Source organism: Paraburkholderia sp. J94 (assembly GCF_905220285.1).
Classification (GTDB): Bacteria; Pseudomonadota; Gammaproteobacteria; order Burkholderiales; family Burkholderiaceae; genus Paraburkholderia; species Paraburkholderia tropica_A.
In genome coordinates, this window is sequence record NZ_CAJMZH010000006.1 from 479,831 (window position 1) to 502,769 (window position 22,939).

Annotated in this window: 22 protein-coding genes and 1 riboswitch; of the genes, 18 read left to right on the forward strand and 4 right to left on the reverse strand. The window is 66.5% G+C overall.

Translation table 11 applies throughout. The annotated features are described in order from the left end of the window. Positions 1 to 33: 33 nt before the first annotated feature. A complete protein-coding gene (locus U4Y88_RS15710; RefSeq protein WP_321784888.1) occupies positions 34 to 648 on the reverse strand; it encodes a glutathione S-transferase in 615 nt (204 codons plus the stop codon). Between U4Y88_RS15710 and U4Y88_RS15715 the strand changes: the two genes are divergently transcribed. The 10 genes from U4Y88_RS15715 (at position 632) to U4Y88_RS15760 (ending at position 10,624) form a co-directional block, all read left to right on the forward strand. After that, complete coding sequence (locus U4Y88_RS15715) at positions 632 to 994, forward strand: hypothetical protein (protein ID WP_321784890.1); 363 nt, start codon at positions 632 to 634, stop codon at positions 992 to 994. The genes U4Y88_RS15710 and U4Y88_RS15715 overlap by 17 nt on opposite strands. A 250-nt stretch (positions 995 to 1,244) precedes the next feature. Beyond that, positions 1,245 to 1,493: a hypothetical protein gene (locus U4Y88_RS15720; protein WP_224015314.1), complete on the forward strand. Its 249-nt coding sequence runs from the start codon at positions 1,245 to 1,247 to the stop codon at positions 1,491 to 1,493. Positions 1,494 to 1,875: 382 nt separating this feature from the next. Then, positions 1,876 to 2,148: a hypothetical protein gene (locus U4Y88_RS15725; RefSeq protein ID WP_224015312.1), complete on the forward strand. Its 273-nt coding sequence runs from the start codon at positions 1,876 to 1,878 to the stop codon at positions 2,146 to 2,148. Positions 2,149 to 3,212: 1,064 nt separating this feature from the next. Next, on the forward strand, positions 3,213 to 4,265 hold the full coding sequence (locus U4Y88_RS15730; protein WP_321784892.1) for a substrate-binding domain-containing protein: 1,053 nt from the start codon (positions 3,213 to 3,215) through the stop codon (positions 4,263 to 4,265). Positions 4,266 to 4,492: 227 nt separating this feature from the next. After that, complete coding sequence (locus U4Y88_RS15735; RefSeq protein WP_321784961.1) at positions 4,493 to 5,554, forward strand: ABC transporter substrate-binding protein; 1,062 nt, start codon at positions 4,493 to 4,495, stop codon at positions 5,552 to 5,554. A gap of 40 nt (positions 5,555 to 5,594) precedes the next feature. Beyond that, complete coding sequence (locus U4Y88_RS15740) at positions 5,595 to 6,419, forward strand: ABC transporter permease (protein WP_310631776.1); 825 nt, start codon at positions 5,595 to 5,597, stop codon at positions 6,417 to 6,419. Positions 6,420 to 6,484: 65 nt separating this feature from the next. Next, positions 6,485 to 7,390 carry an ABC transporter permease gene (locus U4Y88_RS15745; RefSeq protein ID WP_321784894.1) on the forward strand — a complete coding sequence of 302 codons (906 nt, stop codon included), beginning with the start codon at positions 6,485 to 6,487 and terminating at the stop codon, positions 7,388 to 7,390. Further along, complete coding sequence (locus tag U4Y88_RS15750) at positions 7,387 to 8,427, forward strand: ABC transporter ATP-binding protein (RefSeq protein ID WP_321784896.1); 1,041 nt, start codon at positions 7,387 to 7,389, stop codon at positions 8,425 to 8,427. Before U4Y88_RS15745 ends, U4Y88_RS15750 begins: the two co-directional genes overlap by 4 nt. 21 nt (positions 8,428 to 8,448) lie before the next feature. Next, positions 8,449 to 9,282 carry a phosphodiesterase gene (locus U4Y88_RS15755; RefSeq protein WP_321784898.1) on the forward strand — a complete coding sequence of 278 codons (834 nt, stop codon included), beginning with the start codon at positions 8,449 to 8,451 and terminating at the stop codon, positions 9,280 to 9,282. A gap of 130 nt (positions 9,283 to 9,412) precedes the next feature. Beyond that, on the forward strand, positions 9,413 to 10,624 hold the full coding sequence (locus U4Y88_RS15760) for an MFS transporter (protein ID WP_321784900.1): 1,212 nt from the start codon (positions 9,413 to 9,415) through the stop codon (positions 10,622 to 10,624). A gap of 35 nt (positions 10,625 to 10,659) precedes the next feature. Here U4Y88_RS15760 and U4Y88_RS15765 read toward each other — a convergent pair whose 3' ends face one another. After that, on the reverse strand, positions 10,660 to 11,202 hold the full coding sequence (locus tag U4Y88_RS15765) for a ferritin-like domain-containing protein (RefSeq protein ID WP_224015296.1): 543 nt from the start codon (positions 11,200 to 11,202) through the stop codon (positions 10,660 to 10,662). Positions 11,203 to 11,497: 295 nt separating this feature from the next. On the opposite strand from U4Y88_RS15765, the gene U4Y88_RS15770 reads away from it, so the two are divergent. Further along, entirely contained in the window at positions 11,498 to 11,635 is a 138-nt protein-coding gene (locus tag U4Y88_RS15770; RefSeq protein WP_074984383.1) for an entericidin A/B family lipoprotein, read from the forward strand. 153 nt (positions 11,636 to 11,788) lie between these two features. On the opposite strand, the gene U4Y88_RS15775 is transcribed toward U4Y88_RS15770, so the two are convergent. Further along, positions 11,789 to 12,712: an EamA family transporter gene (locus tag U4Y88_RS15775; RefSeq protein WP_321784963.1), complete on the reverse strand. Its 924-nt coding sequence runs from the start codon at positions 12,710 to 12,712 to the stop codon at positions 11,789 to 11,791. 733 nt (positions 12,713 to 13,445) lie between these two features. Here U4Y88_RS15775 and U4Y88_RS15780 point away from each other — a divergent pair. The 5 genes from U4Y88_RS15780 to U4Y88_RS15800 all read left to right on the forward strand — a co-directional run bounded on the left by U4Y88_RS15780 (position 13,446) and on the right by U4Y88_RS15800 (position 19,353). Next, entirely contained in the window at positions 13,446 to 13,853 is a 408-nt protein-coding gene (locus U4Y88_RS15780) for a GreA/GreB family elongation factor (RefSeq protein ID WP_321784902.1), read from the forward strand. Between the two features lie 209 nt (positions 13,854 to 14,062). Continuing rightward, a riboswitch (TPP riboswitch) is annotated at positions 14,063 to 14,202 on the forward strand. Between the two features lie 102 nt (positions 14,203 to 14,304). Beyond that, entirely contained in the window at positions 14,305 to 16,236 is a 1,932-nt protein-coding gene (gene thiC / locus U4Y88_RS15785; RefSeq protein WP_224015292.1) for a phosphomethylpyrimidine synthase ThiC, read from the forward strand. Between the two features lie 239 nt (positions 16,237 to 16,475). Next, complete coding sequence (locus tag U4Y88_RS15790; protein WP_224015290.1) at positions 16,476 to 16,697, forward strand: glycine zipper 2TM domain-containing protein; 222 nt, start codon at positions 16,476 to 16,478, stop codon at positions 16,695 to 16,697. Between the two features lie 280 nt (positions 16,698 to 16,977). Continuing rightward, on the forward strand, positions 16,978 to 17,463 hold the full coding sequence (locus U4Y88_RS15795) for a hypothetical protein (RefSeq protein ID WP_321784904.1): 486 nt from the start codon (positions 16,978 to 16,980) through the stop codon (positions 17,461 to 17,463). A gap of 288 nt (positions 17,464 to 17,751) precedes the next feature. Further along, positions 17,752 to 19,353, forward strand: a complete 1,602-nt coding sequence (locus U4Y88_RS15800; RefSeq protein ID WP_321784906.1) for an L-lactate permease — start codon at positions 17,752 to 17,754, stop codon at positions 19,351 to 19,353. A gap of 143 nt (positions 19,354 to 19,496) precedes the next feature. On the opposite strand, the gene bamC is transcribed toward U4Y88_RS15800, so the two are convergent. Continuing rightward, positions 19,497 to 20,726 (reverse strand): outer membrane protein assembly factor BamC, encoded by a 1,230-nt coding sequence (gene bamC / locus U4Y88_RS15805; RefSeq protein ID WP_321784908.1) that lies wholly within the window; start codon positions 20,724 to 20,726, stop codon positions 19,497 to 19,499. A 385-nt stretch (positions 20,727 to 21,111) separates the two neighbouring features. On the opposite strand from bamC, the gene U4Y88_RS15810 reads away from it, so the two are divergent. Further along, positions 21,112 to 21,591, forward strand: a complete 480-nt coding sequence (locus U4Y88_RS15810; RefSeq protein ID WP_321784910.1) for a DUF2844 domain-containing protein — start codon at positions 21,112 to 21,114, stop codon at positions 21,589 to 21,591. Continuing rightward, a complete protein-coding gene (locus U4Y88_RS15815) occupies positions 21,588 to 22,904 on the forward strand; it encodes a DUF3443 domain-containing protein (protein WP_321784912.1) in 1,317 nt (438 codons plus the stop codon). The genes U4Y88_RS15810 and U4Y88_RS15815 overlap by 4 nt, the downstream gene beginning before the upstream one ends. Positions 22,905 to 22,939 lie beyond the last annotated feature (35 nt).

Consider the following 22,939-nt stretch of genomic DNA (forward strand, 5'->3'; position numbering starts at 1 on the left):
ACCGCGCGCACCCCGCTCCGTCCGCCCGCGTGCTCACTCCAGCGGCGTCGCCACGAATTCCGGCAGCGCCTCGGCGCGCAACGACAGCGCGGCCAGCGCCGGATAGCGCGCCGGATCGGCCGTGCCCGGCAGGATGTGCTGCGTGAAACGCCACGCCACCGCCGCCGTGATGTCGGCCTGGGTGATCCGGCCCGCGCACAGCCAGCCCTCGCGGCCGCTCACGAGGCGCTCCAGCTCCGCGTAAGCCGCGTGCATCTGCGCGTGGACACGCTCGAACCACGGCTCGTGCTGACGGTCCCCGGGACGCAACTGGCGCTCGTACACCTGCTGCACGGTCTTTTCCATCGCCGCCAGCGCGAAACCGTTCACGCGCAGCGCGAACGTGCGCTCCTGCGTCTCCTGCGGCATCAGGCGGCGCGCAGCCGGGACCTTGTGATCGAGGAAATCGAGGATCAGCGTCGAGTCGATCAGCATCGTGCCGTCGTCGTCGATGAAAGTCGGCGCCTTGACGACCGGATTGATCTTCGCGAACGCGTCGTAGTGCCGGAACACCGACACGCTCTGATGCTCGAATGGCAGCCCGAGCACATGCAGCGAGATCGCCACGCGGCGCACGTAGGGGGAATCCATCATGCCAATCAACTGCATTGTTCACCTCGCTCGAAAAAAGGACCGGACCATCGATGGTGCAGCATCGAGCGCCTGTTTTCAAGCCGGATTGACGGCGCGCAAAGCACTGGATCAAATCGGGGCGAAGCCGGCTTGTCAGCCGCTCGATTTTTCGTCGAAATTGCTCAGGCCATCTGATTATCTCTTCAGCTTGATTCTGATTTTCCGTAGGAAATCAGGTGCCGAATGTGTCGATTGCGTGACGGAACGGCGCGGAGGATTTTGCATTTTTAGCGCGCCCGTCGCGAAAAAACAGGCACGCAAACTGCCGTGTCGACGTGTCGCGCGCGCCGGATGTCCGCAAGGAGCAAGATTCGTTAGCTGACGTTGCACGTGACGCGACGCGGCAATGTTGCGGCGCAATGACGGCGCCGCCGGAACGCGCGCCGGGCGCGAGTCCGCGCCCATCAAGGCGCACCGGCTCGCACGCCGCAACCGCAGGATGCCGAACCATTAATCACCCTGCATTTACAGGGCTTTTCGCACGCCGCATGTGTTGCAGTGCATCGCCGGGAAACTCCTGGATTCGTACGTCGTAAGCCTGAGCTAGTCTGATTGCACTAGGAGACGAAATCATGAGACAAGCATTCAATGTTGGCATCGTCATCGTCCTCGCGCTCCTCCTCGGGAACCGCGTTCTGACTCGCGTGCAGGCGCACGAGGGCAGCACGGTCAGCTGCTCGAAGGGCTCCGAGCTCGTGCGGCTCGAAGCGCTCGCGCGCGGCTTCACGTCCCTCGGCGCGCGCAGTCAGGGAGAAAACTTCCTCTCGTCGTGCCTCGTGTCCGGCCAGGCTCAGGTCGGCAAGGTCGTCGCGCGCGACTGACGCTTCACGCACGACACGGGCTGCTTGCTGCCGGAACCGTCCAGCGGATCACCCCGCTGGATCGGGCGCCTGGCGGCGAGCGGCAGGCGCGCCGCGTTCTCGTCCGGGCCAAACCGCGCGAAACGTTTCGTGACGGTCAGGCTTAAGCGCTCGCCGTGCCCGCTCGCTAGCAGTCGGCGCGCTCGCGCCTCCCCTCTCCCGCGTCGCTTGCGCGCGCCGCGCAGCATCGCCCCTCGCTCACTCCCTTAATTCCGCCCGCTTGCCCAGTTGCGCGTCCCGCTCGCTTCGGCGCGCGCTCATGCCGCATGTTAGAGAACCTTTCTTTCGGGTTGCCAATGCGCGCGGATGGCAGCGACAATGGTGCGCAATCTGGAGGAAGTTCATGAAAGGAAGGATCCTGCTGCTTGGCGTCAGCATGCTGACGGCGTGTACGTCAGTCACCGGCGTCAATTCGCGTCAGGATGGTCATCTTTCTGTCACGAGCCGCGCGCGCTGGGATTTCGTCTCCTGGAACCACGTGCGAAGCGCCAGCCTCAAGGAAGCACAGGCTTATTGCCAGAAGCGCAAGAAGGAAATGCATGCCGTCGAAGTCCATAGCGAAGGACTACGAGGCCTTACCACTCAATCAGTAGAAGTAATCTTCGACTGCATCTGAAATCACCTCCCTTCCGCCTCAAAGCCCCGTCCCACAAGCCTTTCCGCTGGTAAGCACGCGGTTTTTTTCGCAGGTTCTTGCGCGCGTGCAATAGTTTGTTGTCGTTCTCCCTCATATTCAAAGCGCATGCCCGGGGTACACTTACCTAACACTTTGTTACGGTTTGTCTTAACTCGTATCATGCTTACCGCCTTTTTCATCGCGTCGCCGCTCGCCATTGCCGCTTTGTTCGGTTTTGCGCGGCTCGTGAATCCGCACACCGGTCAGATCGGCAACCGCTGATCGCTCTGGATCGTTCGCCCGGCGGCTTGCGTCGGGATGGGGGATCGCGTTGGCGCGCGGCCCGACGGTCTGGCGATTTCGCGACTTCTGCAATGACGCGGTTTTCGATGCCGCAGCGCGCGCTGGGGTGCAAAGGGGCGCTTCGCTCGATCTTCCTGCGTTTGCGCCCGTTCGCCGGTGCGTCAGTTTTCTTCTCATCGACTTCCCGCCGACTTTTCGCGCGCGCAAACAAAAAACCCGCGAAGCGTGACGCTATCGCGGGTTTCATGATTCCAGCGGAATCCACTGGAACAACATCTGGTGCCGGGGACCGGACTCGAACCGGCAAGCCGTGAGGCGGCGGATTTTCGTCACACTACGTCTTTCGACGCCACCCGCTCATCGTAGCGGGCGTTCGTGCGCTGGACTATGCCTTCGCCGTCGCCGTGCGCCGCGTGCCGCTTTCGCGTAACACGCCGCGCCAACCTTAGGCGCCCCCCGTCTAGTCTCTACACCTTCCGCGCCGGCGCATCACGCGCCAACCGGCTTGGCTCGGCGTTGCCTCGGTGCCCGCAGGCCCAGGGGGTTCGCCGAATTTGAGGGGTTCTGCACCGGCCGTTTCCGGCTGGGCACTCAATTTATTTTTAAGTCCGCTATGTTTACCAATTTCATCACCCCGGCAGGGCGGACGCGATTCTACCATTGCGCCGCGCCCCTCCCAAGCGCGCGCCCGTCATCGCGCCGTCATACGCGCTTCCCATAATCGGCCCGTCGAAAACGTTTACATCGCCCGGGCCTCCCGCATGACGCCAACCATCAAGGATGTCGCCGCACACGCCGGCTTCTCGATCGCCACGGTTTCGCGGGCGATCAACGCGCCGCACACGGTCAATCCGGTCACGCTCGCCCGCGTGCGCGAGGCGATCGACGCGCTCAAGTTCATCCCCAGCCCGCTCGGCCGCCAGTTGCGCGGCGAGCGCACACGCCTGATCGGCGTGGTGCTGCCGACGCTCGCGAATCCGGTGTTCGCGGAGTGTCTGCAAGGCATCGACGAACTGGCATCCGCGCAAGGCTTCCGCCTCATGCTGATGACGACGCAGTACGACGCCCAGCGCGAGCGCCACGCGATCGAAACGTTGCGCGCGCAACGCGTCGAGGGCCTGATCCTGACCGTCGCCGACGCGGACACGCATCCGCTCCTCGACGAACTCGACGCCGACGGCCCGCTCTACGTGCTCATGCACAACGACACGAAGCGCCGTCCGTCGGTTTCCGTCGATAACCATCAGGCCGCGTTCGACGGCGTGCGCACGCTGATCGCGCATGGGCATCGGCGCATCCTGATGCTCGCGGGCACGCTCGCGGCCTCCGACCGCGCGCGCCAGCGCCACGCCGGTTACGCACAGGCGATGGAACAGGCGGGCCTCACGCCCGCACCCGCGCTCGAAATCGATTTCAACACGGCGGAACTTGCGCCTTCGGTGCTTGCGCATCTGACGACCGGCCCGTCGCGGCCCACTGCGCTCTTTTGCAGCAACGACCTGCTCGCGATGGTGGTGATGCGCGGTCTGCGCCGCGCGCGCATGCGCGTGCCGCAAGACATGTCGATTCTCGGCTTCGACGGCCTCGCGGTGAGCGAGCTGCTCGCGCCGCCGCTCGCGAGCATCGGCACGCCCAATGGCGAGATCGGCCGCTCGGCGTGGCAGCGTCTGATGGCGCGCATCGGCGGCGAATACGCGGGTCCTTCGCTCGGGCTCACGCTGCCGCACACGCTGCGCGAGGGCGGCACGATCGCGGCCATCGCCAACGTGACGCACGCGGGTTCGCTGCGCACGCGCGGCAGCATCGTGTCGTAATCCCGTTCGGCATCGATCGGTCTTCGTCCGCCGTCGCTTCTCGTAGCCGACTTACGGAGCGTACGGGACGTACCCGAAGCACACGACACCCACACGGCCAGCGGGCCGCACGACGCATTCACGCGCGCGGCCCGAACGCCCACCCACTAACACCCATCCACGCCCTTCCGACCCGGAGACCCGACGTGACTCGCCGCTTCGCTTTCGCCAGTCCGCTTTCCTCGGCCATGCGGCCGACGCAGCCCACGCAAATTGGCACGCTCGCCGCCCTCGCCCGTCGCGCCGCGTCTACGCTCGGCCTCGCGCTCACGCTCGCGGCAGGCCTGGCCGCGCCGACGCTCGCGCACGCCGATGCCACCGCGATCTGCTACAACTGCCCGCCCGAATGGGCCGACTGGGCCGGCCAGATCCAGGCGATCCAGCGCAAGACCGGCATCCGCGTGCCGTTCGACAACAAGAACTCGGGCCAGTCGATCGCGCAACTGATGGCCGAGCAGAAAAGCCCGGTCGCCGACGTGGTGTATCTCGGCGTGTCGTCCGCGTTCCAGGCGAAGGACAAAGGCGTGATCGCGCCGTACAAGCCCGCGCACTGGGACGACATTCCGGCCAACCTCAAAGACCCGCAAGGCTACTGGTTCGCGATCCACTCGGGCACGCTCGGCTTCTTCGTCAACAAGGACGCGCTCGACGGCAAGCCGGTGCCGCGCTCGTGGGCCGACCTGCTCAAGCCCGAATACAAAGGCATGATCGGCTACCTCGATCCGTCGAGCGCCTTCGTGGGCTATGCGGGCGCCGTGGCCGTGAATCTCGCGCTCGGCGGCACGCTCGACAACTTCCAGCCCGCCATCGAGTGGTTCAGCAAGCTCAAGGCCAACCAGCCGATCGTGCCGAAGCAGACCGCCTACGCGCGCGTGCTCTCGGGCGAGATTCCGATCCTGCTCGATTACGACTTCGACGCCTATCGCGCGAAATACAAGGATCACGCCAACGTCGAATTCGTGATTCCGAAGGAAGGCACGATCTCGGTGCCCTACGTGATGAGCCTCGTGAAGAACGCGCCGCACGCCGACAACGGCAAGAAGGTGCTCGATTTCGTGCTCTCCGACGAAGGCCAGAAGCTCTGGGCCGACGCGTATCTGCGCCCCGTGCGCGCGAACGCGCTGTCGCCTGAAGCCGCCGCGAAGTTCCTGCCCGCGAGCGATTACGCGCGCGCCAAACCGGTCGATTTCGCGAAGATGGCCGCGCAGCAGCAGCGCTTCGGCGAGCGCTATCTGCAGGTCATGCACTGAGCGCGCCGTAGCCAACACGTTCGTCCCCATTCGTCCTGTCATGCACGATCTCACGTTTCCCCTGCGCTGGCGCGTGGCGCTCGTCGCGCCCGCGCTCGCGATCTTTCTCGCGTTCTGGCTGCTGCCGATGGTCGCGCTCGTCCAGGTCAGCGCCGACGGCCATCTGTTCGCCACCTACACGGCGCTGCTGAGCAACGGCCGCTACATGAGCGCGCTGCTCTCGACCGTGCTGCTCTCCGCGGCGGTCACGGCGGCTACGCTCGCGATCTCGACGATCTGCGGCCTGCTGCTCGCGCGCCGACGTTTCGCGGGACGCCGCGCGCTGGTCGCGCTGCTGACGTTTCCGCTCGCGTTTCCGGGCGTGGTGGTCGGCTTCATGGTGATCATGCTCGCGGGCCGCCAGGGCCTGATCGGCGCGCTCGCGCTGCGCTTCACGGGCGAGCGCTGGGTGTTCGCCTATTCGATGGCGGGCCTGTTCGCGGGCTATCTGTACTTCTCGATTCCGCGCGTGATCGTCACGGTGATGGCGGTCGCGGGCCAACTCGACGCCTCGCTCGAAGAGGCCGCGCGTTCGCTCGGCGCGTCGCCGTGGCGCGTGATGCGCGACGTGATCCTGCCCGCGCTCGCGCCGGGCCTGATCGCGGCGGGCGCGGTGTGCTTCGCGACGGCGATGGGCGCCTTCGGCACCGCGTTCACGCTCGCCACCGACATCGACGTGCTGCCGATGACGATCTACACCGAGTTCACGCTCAACGCGAACATGGTGACGGCGGCGGGTCTGTCGATCGTGCTCGGCGCCGTGACGTGGGCCGTGCTGACGCTCGCGCGCAGCCTCACGGGCGCCTCGGTGGCGGCGACCGCATGAGCCGTTTGCATCGAGCCGCCCTCAGCACGTCATCGACACCATCCGAAAGACGCATCGAACGACGCATGAACGCGATCACCACGCCCGCTTCCTCCTTGCCGCCCGCCGCGCGGCGCAAACGCCTCGCGTGGCCCGGCGCGCGCGCGTGGCTCGCCGCCGCGCAATGGGCCGTCACGCTCGCCACCTGCGCGTTCCTCGTGGTGCCTGTCGTGATGTCGATTCTCGCGGGCCTCACCGTCAACTATTTTCGCGGCGTGGCGAGCGGCCTCACGTTGCGCTGGCTCGATCAGGTCTGGACGCAGTATCACGACTCGGTGTTCCTCTCGCTCGAAGTCGCGGCGGCCACGCTCGCCGTCACGCTCGTCGTGGGCGTGCCTGCCGGCTACGCGCTCGCGCGCAGCCGCACGCGCCTCTCGCGCGTGATCGAGGAACTGCTCGTGATGCCCGTCGCGCTGCCCGGCCTCGCTTCGGCGCTCGCGCTGCTGGTGGTCTACGGCGGCTTCTCCGCGTTCCGCATGAGCGCGGCCTTCATCGTGGTCGGCCACGTGGTGTTCACGCTGCCCTTCATGGTGCGGCCCGTGGCGGCCGTGTGCGCGTCGAGCGATCTGCGCACGCTCGAAGAAGGCGCGGCGAGCCTCGGCGCAACCTTCGTGCAGCGCTTCGTCACGATCGTGCTGCCGAACGCGCGGCCCGGCATCGTCGCGGGCGCGCTCGCGGTGCTCACGCTCTCGATCGGCGAATTCAATCTCACGTGGATGCTGCACACGCCCGACACCAAGACGCTGCCCGTCGGTCTCGCCGATACCTACGCCTCGCTGCGCATCGAAGTGGGCAGCGCCTACACGATCCTGTTTTTCATCATGACGATGCCGCTGCTGGTGGCGATGCAGTGGCTCGGCGTGGACGCGAACGGCGGCAATACGAAACGAGCGACCGCCGCACCATCCACGCATAGTGAGGATGCCGAATGAAACTCGACTCGATTCCTATAACGCTCACGCACTGCGCGAAAACCTTTCGCGGCACGCGCGTGCTGGAGCCGCTCGACCTGAGCATCGGCGCGGGCGAGACGCTCGTGCTGCTCGGCCCGTCGGGCTGCGGCAAGACCACGACGCTGCGCCTGATCGCCGGACTGGAAACGCCCGACGCGGGCGGCCGCGTGGCATTCGGCGACGACGACGTCACCGCCCTGCCCATCGAGCGCCGCAAGGTCGGCATGGTGTTCCAGAACTACGCGCTGTTCCCGAATCTCAACGTGCGCGGCAACATCGGCTACGGTCTGAAGATTCAGCGCGTGAGCGGCGCGGCCGTGCGCGAACGCGTCGACGAACTGCTCGCGATGATGCGTCTCGAAGCGCACGCCGACAAACCCATCTCGCAGCTTTCCGGCGGCCAGCGCCAGCGCGTGGCGCTCGCTCGCGCACTCGCGCCGCGTCCGCGCGTGCTGCTGCTCGACGAACCGCTGACCGCGCTCGACGCGCGCCTGCGCGACGCGTTGCGCGGCGAGATGAACACGCTGTTGCGCGATCTCGGCGTGACGACCGTCTACGTCACGCACGACCAGGCCGAGGCGATGGAGCTCGGCGACCGTATCGTCGTGATGAGCCACGGCCGCATCGAGCAGATCGGCACGCCGCGCGACATCTACTACCGCCCGGCGAGCCGCGCGGTCGCGCAGTTCATCGGCACGCTCAATCGCCTCGCGGGCGAGTGGCGCGACGGCATGCTGCGCACCACGGGCGGCGCGGTGCACGCGCCGGGCAACGCCCGGAACGGCGCGAACGAACTCTTTTTCCGCCCCGAGGACGCCACGCTCGCCGATCCCGCCGCCGCCGCGCTGCGCGGCACGATCGAGCAGTCGACCTTTCTCGGCGAACGCACGCGCCTGACGATCGGCGGCGCCGCGCCCGATGCGCTGTTCATCGACGTGGCGGGCCGCATCGAACTCGCGCGCGGCACGCCCGTGGGCATCGCCATCGCGCCCGAAGCGCTGATCGCGCTCGCGTAACTTTTACAACCGAGGTCATCCATGCTGCTCGCCCAGATCAGCGATCTGCACATCAAGCCGCCGGGCGCGCTCGCCTACCGGCGCGTCGATACCGCCGCGCAGCTCGCGCGCACCATCGTGCGACTCAACGCGCTCGCGCCGCGTCCCGACGCGGTGCTCATCACCGGCGATCTCGTCGATTGCGGGAGCGCCGACGAGTATCGGCACCTGAAAAGGCTGCTCGACACGCTGGAGATTCCGTACTGGCTGCTGATCGGCAATCACGATGGCCGCGAAGGCTTGCGCGAGGTATTCGCCGATCGCACCGAACTTCAATCGCAGCAACCCGGCGATTTCGTGCAATACGCTGTCGATCTCGGTCCGCTGCGCGTGATCGCGCTCGATTCGATGCAGCCGGGACGCAGCGGCGGCACGCTCTGCGAAGCGCGCCTCGGCTGGCTCGCGCAGCAGCTCGACGCCGCGCGCGGCCGGCCGGTGATCGTCGCGCTCCATCATCCGCCGTTCGATTGCGGCATCGCGCACATGGACGCGATCCGCCTGGACGAACCCGCCGCCCGCGCGCTCGAAGCACTAATCGCGCAGCATCCGAACGTGGAGCGCGTGCTCTGCGGCCACGTCCACCGGCCGATGTTCGTGCGCTTCGGCGGCACCATCGCGAGCGCGGTGCCCGCGCCCGCGCATCAGGTCACGCTCGATCTCGCGCCCGACGCGCCCTCTTCGTTCACGCTCGAGCCGCCCGCGTTCGCGCTGCACCGCTACGACGCCGCGCGCGGCATCGTCACGCATCACGCCTATGTCGAGGCCTCGGACGGGCCGTATCCGTTCCACGAGCCGTCGGGCGCGCTGATCGTCTGATGCCCGTCAGCGCGCCGGACCCGCGCCAGCAGAAACCCCGGCGCTCCGGTATGATCGGCACGCCCGGCCCCGCGCCGGTCTGCCCTTTACGTATCGGGCCGTTCCGCCGCGAACGGCCGCCCCAGCGCCCATGTCCACACCCGAATCCGCATCCGCCGGCGAAAGCCGGTCGCTGCGCGGCCTCCTGCTTCTGCTCGCGACCATCGCGGGCATTTCGGTCGCGAACATCTATTACAACCAGCCGCTGCTCGACGACTTCCGCCAGGCCTTCCCGGGCGGCGCGGCATGGATCGGCGCGGTGCCCGCCGCGACGCAGCTCGGCTACGCCGCCGGCATGCTGCTGCTCGCGCCACTCGGCGACCGCTTCGACCGCCGCCGCATCATCCTCATGCAGACCGGTCTGCTCTGCTGCGCGCTGCTCGTCGCGACGACCGCGCCCACGCTGCCCGTGCTGATCGGCGCGAGCCTGGCCATGGGCGTGCTCTCGACGATCGCGCAGCAAGCCGTGCCGTTCGCCGCCGAACTCGCACCGCCCGAAGGACGCGGCCACGCGGTCGGCACCGTCATGAGCGGCCTTCTGATCGGCATTCTGCTCGCGCGGACCGCCGCCGGTTTCGTCGGACAGTACTTCGGCTGGCGCTCGGTGTTCGGCGCGTCGATCGTGGTGCTGCTCTGCCTCGCCGTGGTCATCGTCAAGAAGCTGCCTAAGAGCCAGCCGACTTCGACGCTCAGCTACGGCAAGCTGCTCGGTTCGATGTGGCATCTCGCGGTGGAATTGCGCGGACTGCGCGAAGCCTCGGCGACGGGCGCCTGCCTGTTCGCCGCGTTCAGCCTGTTCTGGCCCGTGCTCACGCTGCTGCTCGCGGGCGAGCCGTTCCATCTCGGGCCGCAGGTCGCGGGGCTGTTCGGCATTGTCGGCGCCGCGGGCGCGCTGGCCGCGCCGTGGGCCGGACGCTCGGCGGACAAGCGCGGGCCGCGCGCGGTCATCACCATGTCGATCGGCCTGATGGCGCTCGCGTTCGTGATCTTCGCGTTCTCGGGCAAGAGCCTGATCGGGCTCGTGATCGGCGTCGTGGTGCTCGACGTCGGCGTGCAGGCCGCGCAGATCTCGAATCAATCGCGCATCTACGCGCTGCGGCCCGAGGCGCGCAGCCGCGTGAACACCGTGTTCATGGTCTGCTATTTCATCGGCGGCGCGACGGGATCCGCCGTGGGCGCGGCGACGTGGCATGCGTTCGGCTGGGTCGGCGTGTGCGTGGCGGGCCTAGGCTTCACGGCGCTGGCCGCGTGGGTGCATTACGCCACGCGCCCGCGCGTGAACGCGAGCGCGCAGACTTCCTGACGATCATTGCCTGACGACCACGGCGGGCGACGCGCCTACTTGCCCGCATCGAGCAGATCGGTCATGTCGTCGGCATGTTCCTCCTCGACGGCGAGAATCTCCTCGAAGATGCGCCGCGTGGTGGTGTCGCTGTCGCCGAGGTAATGAATGATCGCGCGATAACTCTCGATCGCAATACGCTCGGCGATCAGGTTCTCGCGGATCATGTCGTGCAGATCCTTGCCCTCCTTGTACTCGGAATGCGAGTGCTCGACGAGATGCGAAGGCGAAAAATCCGGCGCGCCGCCGAGCTGAACGATACGCGCGGCCAGCATGTCCGCGTGCTGTTCCTCCTGGGTGGCGTGTTCGAGAAACTCGGCCGCCACCGACTCCGATTCGATCCCCTTCGCCATGAAGTAGTGCCGCTTGTAACGCAGCACGCAGACAAGCTCGGTGGCGAGCGAATCGTTGAGGAGCTTGAGCACGGTTTCGCGGTCCGCGCCGTAGCCCGGCGTGACCGGGCCTTGCTCCAGATTGCGCCGCGCATCCTCGCGCACGCGTTTCAGATCGATCTCAAACGAAGCGTGTGACTTCGACATCTGACTCTCCTTCGAACGGTTGGCAGGCTGACGAGCGTTCGTGCGCGGTGACTCTGCGCGCCCTCCTCGCTGGTGTCCCCAAATTGCCCAAACTTCTCGACATGGGTTACTGACGGGTTACTGATGCGGCGATTGGCATTGCGCAAGCAGCGGACCCGAGCGCGTGCGCGCGTCGCCGCGAAATGCGAGAAAAGCCCTTGAAACAAGGGCTCGGCATGGAGTTGGGATGAGGAGAAACGGCGTCAGGCACGCCGCGTGCTGGAGGAGGATTCCCTTAATCGTGGAGGAATCCCTCATGAAACGCCTGATTGCCTTGCTTCTCGTTGCCGCGTCGGCTGCGGCACTGGCCGCCTGCAACACCGTGGCGGGCGCTGGCCAGGATATTTCTTCCGGTGGTCACGCCATTTCGAACACCGCCGAGCAGGCGAAGTAAGCGGCGGACCGCGATGAAAAACGGCTGCGGGTTCCGTTCACCACGCGCCGTTTTTCATCCTTTTTTATGGTGAATTTCGGAAGAAATTCGAAAACCTGGCAATCCGAACGATCAATCTACATCGTCGATTGAATCGCTTCGATTCAGGCCGATTCAGCTCGTCCGGCGACGGTCGTCGAAGATGAACGAGAGCCCGACGCTGCCGAGAATCAGCACGGTCGCGACGATCGTGCCCGTGGTGATCGGCTCGCCGAGCATCACCGCGCCCAACGCGACCGCCACCACCGGATTCACATACATGCAGCTACTCGCGACGAGCGGGCTCGTCTGGCGAATCAGATAGCCATAGGCGACGTACGCGGCCATCGTGCCGATCAGCATCAGATACGCGAAGGCGACGAACGGCAGGAAATGCAGCGTGCCCATGCGCTCGCCGGTGATCCACGCGACCAGCGTCGAAATCGCGCCGCCGAGGCCGATCTGCAAGGCCGTGGCGATAAACAGGTCGGACGGCAATTCGAGCCGTCCCGCCAGATGCGCGCCGACCGCCCAGAACAACGCGCCGCCGAGAATCGCGAGCGAGCCGCCCGCCGTGCCGCTTGCGCCGCCGCCGTGACTCAGGATGGCGATGCCGACGAGCCCGAGCGCGACCGCCGCCCACTCGCCTTTCGCGACGCGCCGTCCGGCTGCGGCGGCGATCAGCGTGGCGAACAAGGGAACGGTGGCGACCATCACGGCCGCGGTGCCGGTGCCGACCGTGCGCATGCCGTACGCCAGCATGCCGCTCGACAGCCCGACCAGCAGCGTGCCGACGACGCCCGCGTTGCGCACCTGCGCGAGCGTCGGCATGACGGGACGCCGCCGCATCGCGAACACGAACAGGCCGATGCCCGCCAGCAGGTTACGCAGGCCTGACAGCAGCAGCGGCGGAAACGAGCCGAGCGCGACGTGCACGCCGAGGTAAGTCGAACCCCAGACGAAGTAGACGACGGCGAGCGAGAGCGCGACGCGGCCGCTGCGCGTCTGCGGCAGCCGCATGGCACGCGCGCTGCGCCAGCACCAGGCGCCGGCCCGCATCAACGCCTGAAGGAGCCCTTGCGCGAGCGACAAAGCAGTCTGGCCGGAAGGCAAACGGGGCATCATCGTCAATGCTCCGTGGCGGCGCTGAAGGGGGAAAGGACGAAGCACGGGCATCCCGCCGGACGTGGGACGGGACGAGCAAAGCGCGACGGCATGATGGAGGCGGCGAACGGAGCGAGAGTGCGAGAGAGCGTGCCGATGAGGGCGAAGCTGAACGCGCCCGAAACACGATTGAAAGCTCGAACGGGCGCCACGCATTATGCAACAAGGTGCTTCATTGCGGACGACGCGCGTCGGCTTTATGCGCGGGGGCGCTGCGTGCGCGCAACGGTGTGGGTATCCACGCGAAAAACGGCATCGGTCCGGCCGCCCTCGCCCCGCTTTTCTGAGACCGTGCTAGGATGATAAATCCTTTCGATTTACTTTCATCCACTTTTCTCTGTTCGTCGAAACCGATGCGCCAGCCGCCCTCGATCCTCGCCGCCTGCCCGCCGTCGCGCCCTGCGCGCGGTGCGGTCGCGCGTGTTCGGGCGGCGCAGGCCAATGCGGCGCAAGCCCGCCCATCGGCCCGACGACGTCTGCGTCAACCCACCGGCATCCGCGCCCCGCACGCCACCGCCCGGCGCCCGCGCTGAACTCCCCTCCGCTTCTGGAGCCGTTCGGCCAGGCTCCGGGCCGAACGATCCTCGATTTCATCCTTTCACTTTTCCGGATCGCCGGGAGAACCGCCATGTCCAAGAAAATCCGTTACCTGACCGAACTCGATCTCGCCCGCCTCGAAAAATGCGCCGCCGAACCGGGCGCAGCGCCCGCGCGCCAGGCGATGCTCGACGAACTGCTCGAACGCGCCGAGATCGTCGACCCGCACAAGGTGGCCTCGAACGTCGTCACCATGAACTCGCAGGTCACGCTCGTAAGCGAGCGCACGGGCGAGCCGGTGACGTTCACGGTCGTCTATCCGGCTGGCGCGAATGTCGAAGCCGGACGGCTGAACGTGTTCTCGCCAGCCGGTCTCGCGCTCCTCGGCGCGAAGCGCGGCGACACCGTGCGCTTCACGCCGCCGAGCGGCGCCGTCGAAACGCTCAAGATCGATCGCATCCTGTTTCAGCCCGAAGCTTCCGACAATTTTTCGCTGTAATCGCGCGCGGATTTTTGCTGTTCATCGCTGGCGCTTCGCTCTCTTCCCGTCGTTCCTTTTGCCGTTTTTTCGCTGCTTTTTCACCACTACGCGCGACGCAAAATGCGCGCGCATCGCTATATGAGCGCGCGCGCGAAACCCGCCGCGCTTAGCGCATCGCGTGCGAATTCGCACTTGCCAGATCGTCGCAGCGCGGTGTATCGTTTGGCCTGCTTACGCGGGGGTCCTGCGTCATGCGCCGCTTCGAATCCTTCATACGAAGAGTCGAGCTGCGTATTTCGCGGGTGAGAAATACCCTTTGAACCTGATCTGGATAATGCCAGCGCAGGGAAGCGTCCGGACTTCGCAGCACCATCGCCTTGCTTCATCCATCAAAGCGAAGTCCGTCCACGTTCCGTTTCGTCTCCTGCTAAGCCGTTGTTCCCCCACTGCTTCATGGAGAGAGAGACGCATGAACGCGAATCCCAAGTTCATTTCCGCTACCGCGCACGTCGACGAAGCCGCGATCGCGCCGCTGCCCAATTCCCGCAAGATCTACGTCACCGGCTCGCAGCCCGATATCCGCGTGCCGATGCGTGAGATCACGCAGGCCGATACGCCCACGGGCTTCGGCGGCGAGAAGAATCCGCCGGTCTATGTCTACGACACCTCGGGTCCGTACACCGATCCCGAAGCGAAGATCGACATCCGCGCGGGTCTGCCCGCGCTGCGCCAGGCATGGATCGAAAAGCGCGGCGACACCGAATCGCTGCCGGGCCTCTCCTCCGACTTCGGCCGCGAGCGCGCCGCCGATCCGGCCACGGCCGAACTGCGTTTCCCGGGCCTGCACCGCACGCCGCGCCGCGCCAAGGCCGGCAAGAACGTCACGCAGATGCACTACGCGCGTCAGGGCATCATCACGCCCGAAATGGAGTACATCGCGATCCGCGAAAACCAGCGCCGCGCCGAGTACCTCGAAAGCCTGAAGTCGAGCGGCCCGAACGGCGCGAAGCTCGCGGCGATGATGGGCCGCCAGCATCCGGGCCAGGCCTTCGGTGCAGCCGCATTCGGCGCCGACGCGCTCAAGGAAATCACGCCCGAATTCGTGCGCGACGAGATCGCACGCGGCCGCGCGATCATCCCCGCGAACATCAACCACCCGGAAAGCGAACCGATGATCATCGGCCGCAACTTCCTCGTGAAGATCAATGCGAACATCGGCAATTCGGCGGTCACGTCGTCGATCGGCGAGGAAGTCGACAAGATGACGTGGGCGATCCGCTGGGGCGGCGACACGGTCATGGATCTGTCGACGGGCAAGCACATTCACGAAACGCGCGAGTGGATCATCCGCAATTCGCCGGTGCCGATCGGCACGGTGCCGATCTATCAGGCGCTCGAAAAGGTCAACGGCAAGGCCGAGGACCTGACGTGGGAAATGTTCCGCGACACGCTGATCGAGCAGGCCGAACAGGGCGTCGATTACTTCACGATTCACGCGGGCGTGCGTCTGCAATACGTGCCGCTCACGGCCAACCGCATGACGGGCATCGTCTCGCGCGGCGGTTCGATCATGGCCAAGTGGTGCCTCGCGCACCATAAGGAATCCTTCATTTATGAGCATTTCGAAGAGATCTGCGAAATCATGAAGGAATACGACGTGAGCTTCTCGCTCGGCGACGGCCTGCGTCCGGGCTCGATCTACGACGCCAACGACGAAGCGCAGCTCGGCGAACTGAAGACGCTCGGCGAGCTCACGCAGATCGCGTGGAAGCACGACGTGCAGGTGATGATCGAAGGCCCCGGCCACGTGCCGATGCAGCTCATCAAGGAGAACATGGATCTCCAGCTCGACTGGTGCAAGGAAGCGCCCTTCTACACGCTCGGGCCGCTGACCACCGACATCGCACCGGGCTACGACCACATCACCTCGGGTATCGGCGCGGCAATGATCGGCTGGTTCGGCACGGCGATGCTCTGCTACGTCACGCCGAAGGAGCACCTCGGCCTGCCGAACAAGGACGACGTGAAGGAAGGCATCATCACGTACAAGCTCGCGGCGCACGCGGCCGATCTCGCGAAGGGTCATCCGGGCGCGCAGGTGCGCGACAACGCGCTCTCGAAGGCGCGCTTCGAGTTCCGCTGGGAAGACCAGTTCAATCTCGGCCTCGACCCGGACAAGGCGCGTGAATTCCACGACGAAACGCTGCCGAAGGACTCGGCGAAGGTCGCGCATTTCTGCTCGATGTGCGGCCCGCATTTCTGCTCGATGAAGATCACGCAGGACGTGCGCGACTTCGCGGCCAAGCAAGGCATGAGCGACGACGAGGCCCTGAAAAAAGGCATGGAAGTGAAGGCCGTCGAGTTCGTGAAGCAAGGCGCGGAGATTTATCAGCGTCAGTAAGCCCCATCGAAGCGACGTTCGTTGCTTCGCTGCGCCGCACGATGACGATTGATCATCACAACCGTCGTGCGGCGCATCGATACATTTTCTAACGACTCCGACAACTCGCTGACAAGCGCACACACCCTGATACGCGGCGCGTGGCTAGGATGGGTGTACTGGAGGTGCGGATCGGGCCTGAAATGTGCGGCGAGATCGGCATCGCATAGCTGATCTCAGCGATCTCAGGGAGTCGAAAAATGAACACGTTCGCCCATACCCGCACCCTGCTCACGGCCGCCGCGCTGGTCGCCGTGATCGGCAGCCTCAGCGCTTGCGACAACATGTCCCGACGCGATCGCGACACCGCCATCGGCGCGGGTGTCGGCGGCGCGGCGGGCGCCGTGATCGGCGGCAGCGCGCTGTCGACGGTGGGCGGCGCGGCGGTCGGCGGCATTATCGGCAATCAGGTCGGCAAGTAAGCGCGTGTAATCCGGGGACGCCCACAACAAAAACACCATCGACAGGCAAAACGCCGGCAGCGCCGGTTTCAGAGAGGATGCGCGGCGCATGTTCCCATCGGGGCATGCGCCGCGCTGGTTTTGGGCGATGGTATGCGCGGGTGCAAGCGGGTGCAATTGCGGATTCAATCGTGGAAGCAATCGCCCGAAATAATCGGTGACGCGCGTGCAATACGCCACGCGGACAACGCGAGTAAGCTCAATCGACTACGCCGCGATCCGCACCGGCACGGAGTCCGCCATGCCACGCACGTCTGCCTCAGTCTTGATGTCGTCCTCGTCTTGCCGCGCATCCACGCCAGGCCGCTACGCGAAGCGCGCGGCTTCGGCAGGCGCAGCCGCCGCGCTGCTCGCGCTGTCGGGCTGTTATTACTACGCGCCGTACGGTTACGCGCCGTATTCACCGTACTACTACGGCGCGGTACCCGCCGCAGGGACGCAGCAGGAAACCTCGCCCTATCCCACCGCGCAATCGCCACAGGCGACACATGCGGCTCAAGCAACCTACGCCGCGCCGCCCAACCCCGCGCCCGCCGCGATTCCCGACGCGCAGTATCCCGGTTCGCTCACGGCCACCGCGCCCGTGTGGCCGGTCTGGCCGGCGTATTACCCCGCCTACCCGGCCTATCCCGCGTACTACCCGTATCCCGCCTGGGGCTGGGGCGCGCCGGCGATCTCGTTCGGCTTCGGCTACTGGGGCGGCGGCGGCGGGCACTGGCATCGCTGATCGCTCAGCAACGCCCGTCACCGACCGGCATCACCGCCCGGCCCGCGCCGCCCGCGCCACCCGCCCCGCCCGCGCACGACCGTACTTTCCCTCCTTGACGCTCCGCGCCCATTTTCTATCCTGCTTATGGGCATCGGGGATTGAAGCACTGCCTTACTAAATTCGCCCGCCTCCGCGACGATACCCGCGACGACGCCCGCGCGCCGCCCGCCCCGCCGACGCCACGCCCGGCCCACCTTTGCGCCCGCGCATCGATGCGCCGATACGAACCAGCACAAAGGAGACGTCATGTTTCATCAGCTGTTGACACCCATCGGCAACTCGCTGTTCCTGTCGTTCATCGTGGCTGTCCTGCCGATCGCCGTGGTGCTCGTCCTGCTCGGCTGGGCGCGCCGCCCCGCGTGGCAGGCGTCGCTCGCGGGCCTCGTGGTCGGGCTGATCGTGGCCATCGCGGGCTGGCAGTTCCCGGTCAATCTGGCGGTCAGCGCGGTGCTCAACGGCGTGGTGTTCGCGCTGTGGCCGGTCATGTGGATCGTCGTCACGGCGATCCTGCTCTACAACATCGCGCTGCGCTCGGGGCGCTTCGCGGCCTTCCGCATGTGGCTGCTCGACAATCTGCCGAACGACCGGCGCATCGTGCTCGTGGTGGTGGGCTTCTCGTTCGGCGCGCTGTTCGAAGGCATTTCTGGCTTCGGCACGCCGATCGCGATCACGAGTTCGCTGCTCATCATGCTCGGCTTCCCGACGCTCGAAGCGCTCACCTTCACGCTGATCTTCAACACCGCGCCGGTGGCGTTCGGCGCGCTCGGTGTGCCGATCACGGTGCTCGGCGCGGTCACACACCTGCCCGCCGACGTGCTCGGCCAGATGGTCGGCCGCCAGCTGCCGTTCTTCGCGCTGCTGCTGCCGTTCTATGTGATCGCCATCTACGCGGGCGTGGGCGGCATGCTGCGCATCTGGCCGGTGCTGCTGGTCTCGGGCGGCAGCTTTGCGATCACGCAGTTCATCACCGCCAACTTCATCAACTACAGCCTGACCGACGTGCTCTCCTCGCTCGTCTCGCTGATCCTCACGATCGTGTTTCTGCGCGTCTGGAAGCCCGCGCCCGACCCCGCCTTCGAGATCAAGGTCGACCGCGCGAAGGAAGTGCGCGGCGACATTTCCGGCGCGCAGGGCTGGTATCCGTGGATCATCGTGGCCGTCGTGGTGATCCTCTGGACCGTCGCGAAGGTGTTCGCGATCGGCGACGTGAAGGTGCCGTGGCCGGGCCTCGACAAGGCGGTCTTCATCACGCTCTACAAGACGCCGTACGGCGCGATCTGGGACTTCCAGCCGCTCGCCACGGGCACCGCGATTCTGGCCGCGGCGATCATCACGGCCTTCGTCGTGCGCCTGAAGCCCGCCGACTTCGGCGGCGCGATCGTCGATACCTGGGTGCAGACGCGCATCGCCATTCTCACGGTGGCGACCATCGTCGGGCTCGCGTTCCTGATGAACTACTCGGGCCTCACCTACACGCTCGGCCTGGGCGTGGCGTCGGTGGGCGCGTTCTTTCCGCTCGTGTCCGCGTTCCTCGGCTGGGTCGCCGTGTTCCTCTCGGGCAGCGACACGTCGGGCAACGCGCTGTTCGGCAATCTGCAGGTGGTGGCCGCGCAGCAGCTCAACCTCAATCCCGTGCTGATGGCGGCGACCAACTCGTCGGGCGGCGTGATGGGCAAGATGATCTCGCCGCAAAACATCGCGACGGGCGTCGCGACCACCGAACTCAAGGGCAAGGAAGGCCACGTGTTCGCGCGCACCTTCAAGCATTCGATCCTGATGACGGTGCTGCTCGGCCTGCTCGTGTGGCTCCAGCAGAACGTCTTCACGTGGATGATTCCGCCGCATTGAGCGCGCCCTCCGCGTGATATCGCGGGGCAAAGAAAAAGCCCGCCTGCTGGATGCAGGCGGGCTTTTTTAATGCATTCGCGTCGGGCGAAGGCGGTGAACAGAAGGCGGCAAATATCCGCCTTCGTGCCCCGCCTTCGTGCAGCTTAGTGCAGTTCTTCGACCATCAGGCCCATGATCTCGCGCGCCGGGCGCGACGAGTCGATCTGACCGTTGTCGTCGACCACGGCGATGCGGGTCTGGTTCTCGGTCACGGCGCGCACGTTCACCTTGTACTGCTTGGCGATCTTTTCCTTGCGGCCATGGAAGATCTGGTTCCAGAAGCCCTGTTCCGCCGACGTCATATCCTGCGGATCGACGTAACGCACGTAGTACATGCCCTTCGCGCGGTCGCGGTCGTCCACGGTGAAGTTGGCGCGGTCGAGCGCGATGCCCACACGCAGCCACGCGCGGTCATACGGCTCGCCGAGCGTAAGCTCGGTCGACGTGTACTGACCCGACGTGTTCGCCGACGACTTGCCCGGCTGGCTCTGGCCCACCGCTGCCACGTTCTGCGCGGCGATGGCGGCCGCTGCCGCGTCCGGCGCCTTCGACTTCGTGTCCTTGGCGTTGGCCTTGGCGTCGACGTCCTTCGCGACCTGCGCGTCGGGCACGCCCGGCTTCGCGTTGGCGAGCGTCATCATGAGGCGCTTCAGGTATTCCTGCTCGAGCGCCGGATCGTTGGGCTTCGGCACCCACTTGCTGGTCTCGTTGTTGGTGCCCGACAGCTGCTCGCTCAAGCCCTTCTGGCTGATGAACACGTAGGTGCCGCCGGTGGGCGACGTTTCGAGACGCGTGCGGTACTTGTTGCGCTCGGCCGTGACATACGAGTTGCCCGTGGCCCACGACAGCGTGTTGCGGATCAGGCCGTCGTTGATCTTCGGATGGGTTTCGTTCCAGTCCGTTTCCATCACGCCCTTGTCGCGCTGGTCGACCACCAGCAGGAAGCCCTGTTCCTGCCAGAAGCGGCGCACCTGGGCCCAGACGTCGGCGGGCGTGCGGCTGTCGATGACGAGCCAGCTTTCCGTACCGTCGCGCTGGATGTGCATGCCCGGCACCTGCGGCAGCACCTGGGTCTGCTGGTCGGCCGCGGGCGCATCGCTCTGGACCTGCTTGAGCGTGGACAGCGAGGCCTCGCCGCCCTGCGGCGGCACCGAACGCTGGTCGGACGTTTCGTCCAGCAGATTCGGCGGTACAGCCAGCGACGCCTGCTTCGCCTTGGCGTCGCTGCGGTAATCGATCTTGTTCGGCGACGGCGAACTGCAGCCGGCGACCAACCCGCCCGCCATCAGGAGCGCAAAGGCGCGTGCGGCAAGACGTTGATGAAAATCACTCATGTTCGGGTAATCCCTTCGGCTTAGGCCACGTCCGGTTTCGTGGATCAACCAAACATTTTACCGGCGAGTCGCCGTGCTGTGCAAAAAGCCGGAGGCGGCTACGCCGCGCGACAAGCTTTCTGCGCGTGCCACGGCCCGTCCGCGCGGGCTGCGCGAGCCATTCGTGCGATCAAATTAACGTTTCTCAACATTCGGTAAGGCTTGCCGATTCGCGCAATTCGGTCGACTTTTCCTTACGAATCAATCGCCTGCGGCGCCTATCGAGATTGATTCGAGTTTGCGCGCTGCGGTGTCGCCAGCGCGGCAGGCTTGCCCGGAACGGCTCGGTGCTACTTTTCCCAAAAATAAGAAAAACATCTCGAAAAAGAGTCAAACGGAGAGAATCATGACAATTTGCAGCCTCAACCAGGCGGGTCGCGCCGCGGCCGCCGCCTGCGTCGTCGCGTGCGTTGCCGCTCTGCCCGGCGCGGCGCGCGCCGCGCTCGGCGACCCCGCATCGGCCGCCGACATCGCCGCCTCGGCCTCACACAGCGTCGCCAGCGGCGCGGCGCGCGTGGCCAGCCATGCCGATGCCGCCGGCACCACCGTGAACGTCTACATCGACGCCCGCAGCCGCCGCATCTTCGCCTACACGTGGCAAGGCCCCACCCCGCCCGATCTCGATGCCCTGCTCGGCCAGTACGCCGCCGCCTGGCACAGCGGCGCGGCCGCGCTGCACGCCGCCGGCGGCGACGAACTGCACGCCGCGCGCGTGGAAACGCCCTCGGTCATCGTCGAAACCGGCGGACCCATGCGGGGCTATATCGGGCGCGCCTGGCTGCCGGGCGCGCTGCCCGCCGGCATGACGGAAGGAGCCCTCGAATGAACGCACACGACAATCCCCCATGGCATGCGCGCGCACGCGGTGCGGCGCTGGCGTGCGCCTTCGGCCTGGCATTGAGCGCCGCGCTCGCCGCATGCGGCGGCGGAGGCGGCGCGGGCACCGCAGCCTCCGCAAGTCCCGCGACCGCCGCGAGCGCGGCGAACCCGTCCGCCGCCGCCCAACCCGCGAGCACGCCCGCCTCGACCACCGGCGGCACCACCGTGCCCCAATCGACCACGCCCAACGTGCACGTCGTGCAGGTCGCGGCCACGCCGACTTCGACGCGCAACATGCTCACCACCAGCGTGACGGTCTGCGTGCCGGGCACCGCCACCTGCGCGACCATCGGCAACGTGCAGGTGGACACGGGCTCGCAGGGTCTGCGCCTGCTCGCCTCCGCGTTGCCCGCGGGCCTGAACCTGCCGGCGGTGACGGCGGGCAGCGGCGCGGACATCGCCGGCGAATGCGCGGGCTTCGGCACCGGCTACACCTGGGGCGCGGTGCGCCGCGCCGACGTGCGGCTCGCGGGCGAAGTGGCCCCGGCGCTGGCGATCCAGGTCATCGCCGACCCGGCCGTGCCGACCACACCGAGCGCCTGCCAGAGTCGCGGCCTCGCGATGATGACGCTCACGACGCTGCGCGCGAACGGCATCCTCGGCGTGGGGCCGTTCAATGCCGACTGCGGCGCATCGTGCGTCAATCAGGCGTCCGGGGCGTGGTACTACACGTGTCCGTCGGGCAACTGCACGGCCAGTGCGCAGCCGCTCGCGCAGCAGGTGCGCAACCCCGTCGCCGCCTTCGCGACCGACAACAACGGCGTCGTGCTCGACCTGCCCGCCGTGGCCGACAGCGGCGCATCGAGCGTGACCGGTTCGCTGATCTTCGGCATCGGCTCGCAGCCCAACAACACGCTCGGCGGCGCGAAGGTGCTGCGCGCGAACACGGCAACGGGCTTCGTCTCGACGACGACCTCGGACGGCAGCGTCTACGCGCAAAGCTATCTGGACAGCGGCTCGAACGGCCTGTTCTTCGCCAACCCGACGCTGACGCGCTGCGGCGTCTGGTATTGCCCGTCGTCGCCGCAAAGCCTCAGCGCGACGATCAAGGGCGTCGACGGCGCGACAGCGCCCGCCGCGCTCTCGATCGCGAGCGCGCTGTCGCTCTTTTCGAGCGGCAACTGGGCGTTCGCGAATCTCGCGGGCTACAACAGCCGTGCGTTCGGATGGGGGCTGCCGTTCTTCTTCGGCAAGCGCGTCTTTACGGCGATCGAGGCCCAGGCGACGCCGGCGGGCGCGGGGCCGTATTTCGCGTTCTGACGATGAGGGGAGCGTGGGACAGCAAGGCGCGCGCG

Bases quoted from the DNA above. Each gene is read 5' to 3' on its own strand.
- U4Y88_RS15715 (WP_321784890.1), top strand. From the start codon at position 632: ATGCCAATCAACTGCATTGTTCACCTCGCTCGAAAAAAGGACCGGACC.
- U4Y88_RS15710 (WP_321784888.1), bottom strand. From the start codon at position 648: ATGCAGTTGATTGGCATGATGGATTCCCCCTACGTGCGCCGCGTGGCG.
- U4Y88_RS15720 (WP_224015314.1), top strand. From the start codon at position 1,245: ATGAGACAAGCATTCAATGTTGGCATCGTCATCGTCCTCGCGCTCCTC.
- U4Y88_RS15725 (WP_224015312.1), top strand. From the start codon at position 1,876: ATGAAAGGAAGGATCCTGCTGCTTGGCGTCAGCATGCTGACGGCGTGT.
- U4Y88_RS15730 (WP_321784892.1), top strand. From the start codon at position 3,213: ATGACGCCAACCATCAAGGATGTCGCCGCACACGCCGGCTTCTCGATC.
- U4Y88_RS15735 (WP_321784961.1), top strand. From the start codon at position 4,493: ATGCGGCCGACGCAGCCCACGCAAATTGGCACGCTCGCCGCCCTCGCC.
- U4Y88_RS15740 (WP_310631776.1), top strand. From the start codon at position 5,595: ATGCACGATCTCACGTTTCCCCTGCGCTGGCGCGTGGCGCTCGTCGCG.
- U4Y88_RS15745 (WP_321784894.1), top strand. From the start codon at position 6,485: ATGAACGCGATCACCACGCCCGCTTCCTCCTTGCCGCCCGCCGCGCGG.
- U4Y88_RS15750 (WP_321784896.1), top strand. From the start codon at position 7,387: ATGAAACTCGACTCGATTCCTATAACGCTCACGCACTGCGCGAAAACC.
- U4Y88_RS15755 (WP_321784898.1), top strand. From the start codon at position 8,449: ATGCTGCTCGCCCAGATCAGCGATCTGCACATCAAGCCGCCGGGCGCG.
- U4Y88_RS15760 (WP_321784900.1), top strand. From the start codon at position 9,413: ATGTCCACACCCGAATCCGCATCCGCCGGCGAAAGCCGGTCGCTGCGC.
- U4Y88_RS15765 (WP_224015296.1), bottom strand. From the start codon at position 11,202: ATGTCGAAGTCACACGCTTCGTTTGAGATCGATCTGAAACGCGTGCGC.
- U4Y88_RS15770 (WP_074984383.1), top strand. From the start codon at position 11,498: ATGAAACGCCTGATTGCCTTGCTTCTCGTTGCCGCGTCGGCTGCGGCA.
- U4Y88_RS15775 (WP_321784963.1), bottom strand. From the start codon at position 12,712: ATGCGGGCCGGCGCCTGGTGCTGGCGCAGCGCGCGTGCCATGCGGCTG.
- U4Y88_RS15780 (WP_321784902.1), top strand. From the start codon at position 13,446: ATGTCCAAGAAAATCCGTTACCTGACCGAACTCGATCTCGCCCGCCTC.
- thiC (WP_224015292.1), top strand. From the start codon at position 14,305: ATGAACGCGAATCCCAAGTTCATTTCCGCTACCGCGCACGTCGACGAA.
- U4Y88_RS15790 (WP_224015290.1), top strand. From the start codon at position 16,476: ATGAACACGTTCGCCCATACCCGCACCCTGCTCACGGCCGCCGCGCTG.
- U4Y88_RS15795 (WP_321784904.1), top strand. From the start codon at position 16,978: ATGCCACGCACGTCTGCCTCAGTCTTGATGTCGTCCTCGTCTTGCCGC.
- U4Y88_RS15800 (WP_321784906.1), top strand. From the start codon at position 17,752: ATGTTTCATCAGCTGTTGACACCCATCGGCAACTCGCTGTTCCTGTCG.
- bamC (WP_321784908.1), bottom strand. From the start codon at position 20,726: ATGAGTGATTTTCATCAACGTCTTGCCGCACGCGCCTTTGCGCTCCTG.
- U4Y88_RS15810 (WP_321784910.1), top strand. From the start codon at position 21,112: ATGACAATTTGCAGCCTCAACCAGGCGGGTCGCGCCGCGGCCGCCGCC.
- U4Y88_RS15815 (WP_321784912.1), top strand. From the start codon at position 21,588: ATGAACGCACACGACAATCCCCCATGGCATGCGCGCGCACGCGGTGCG.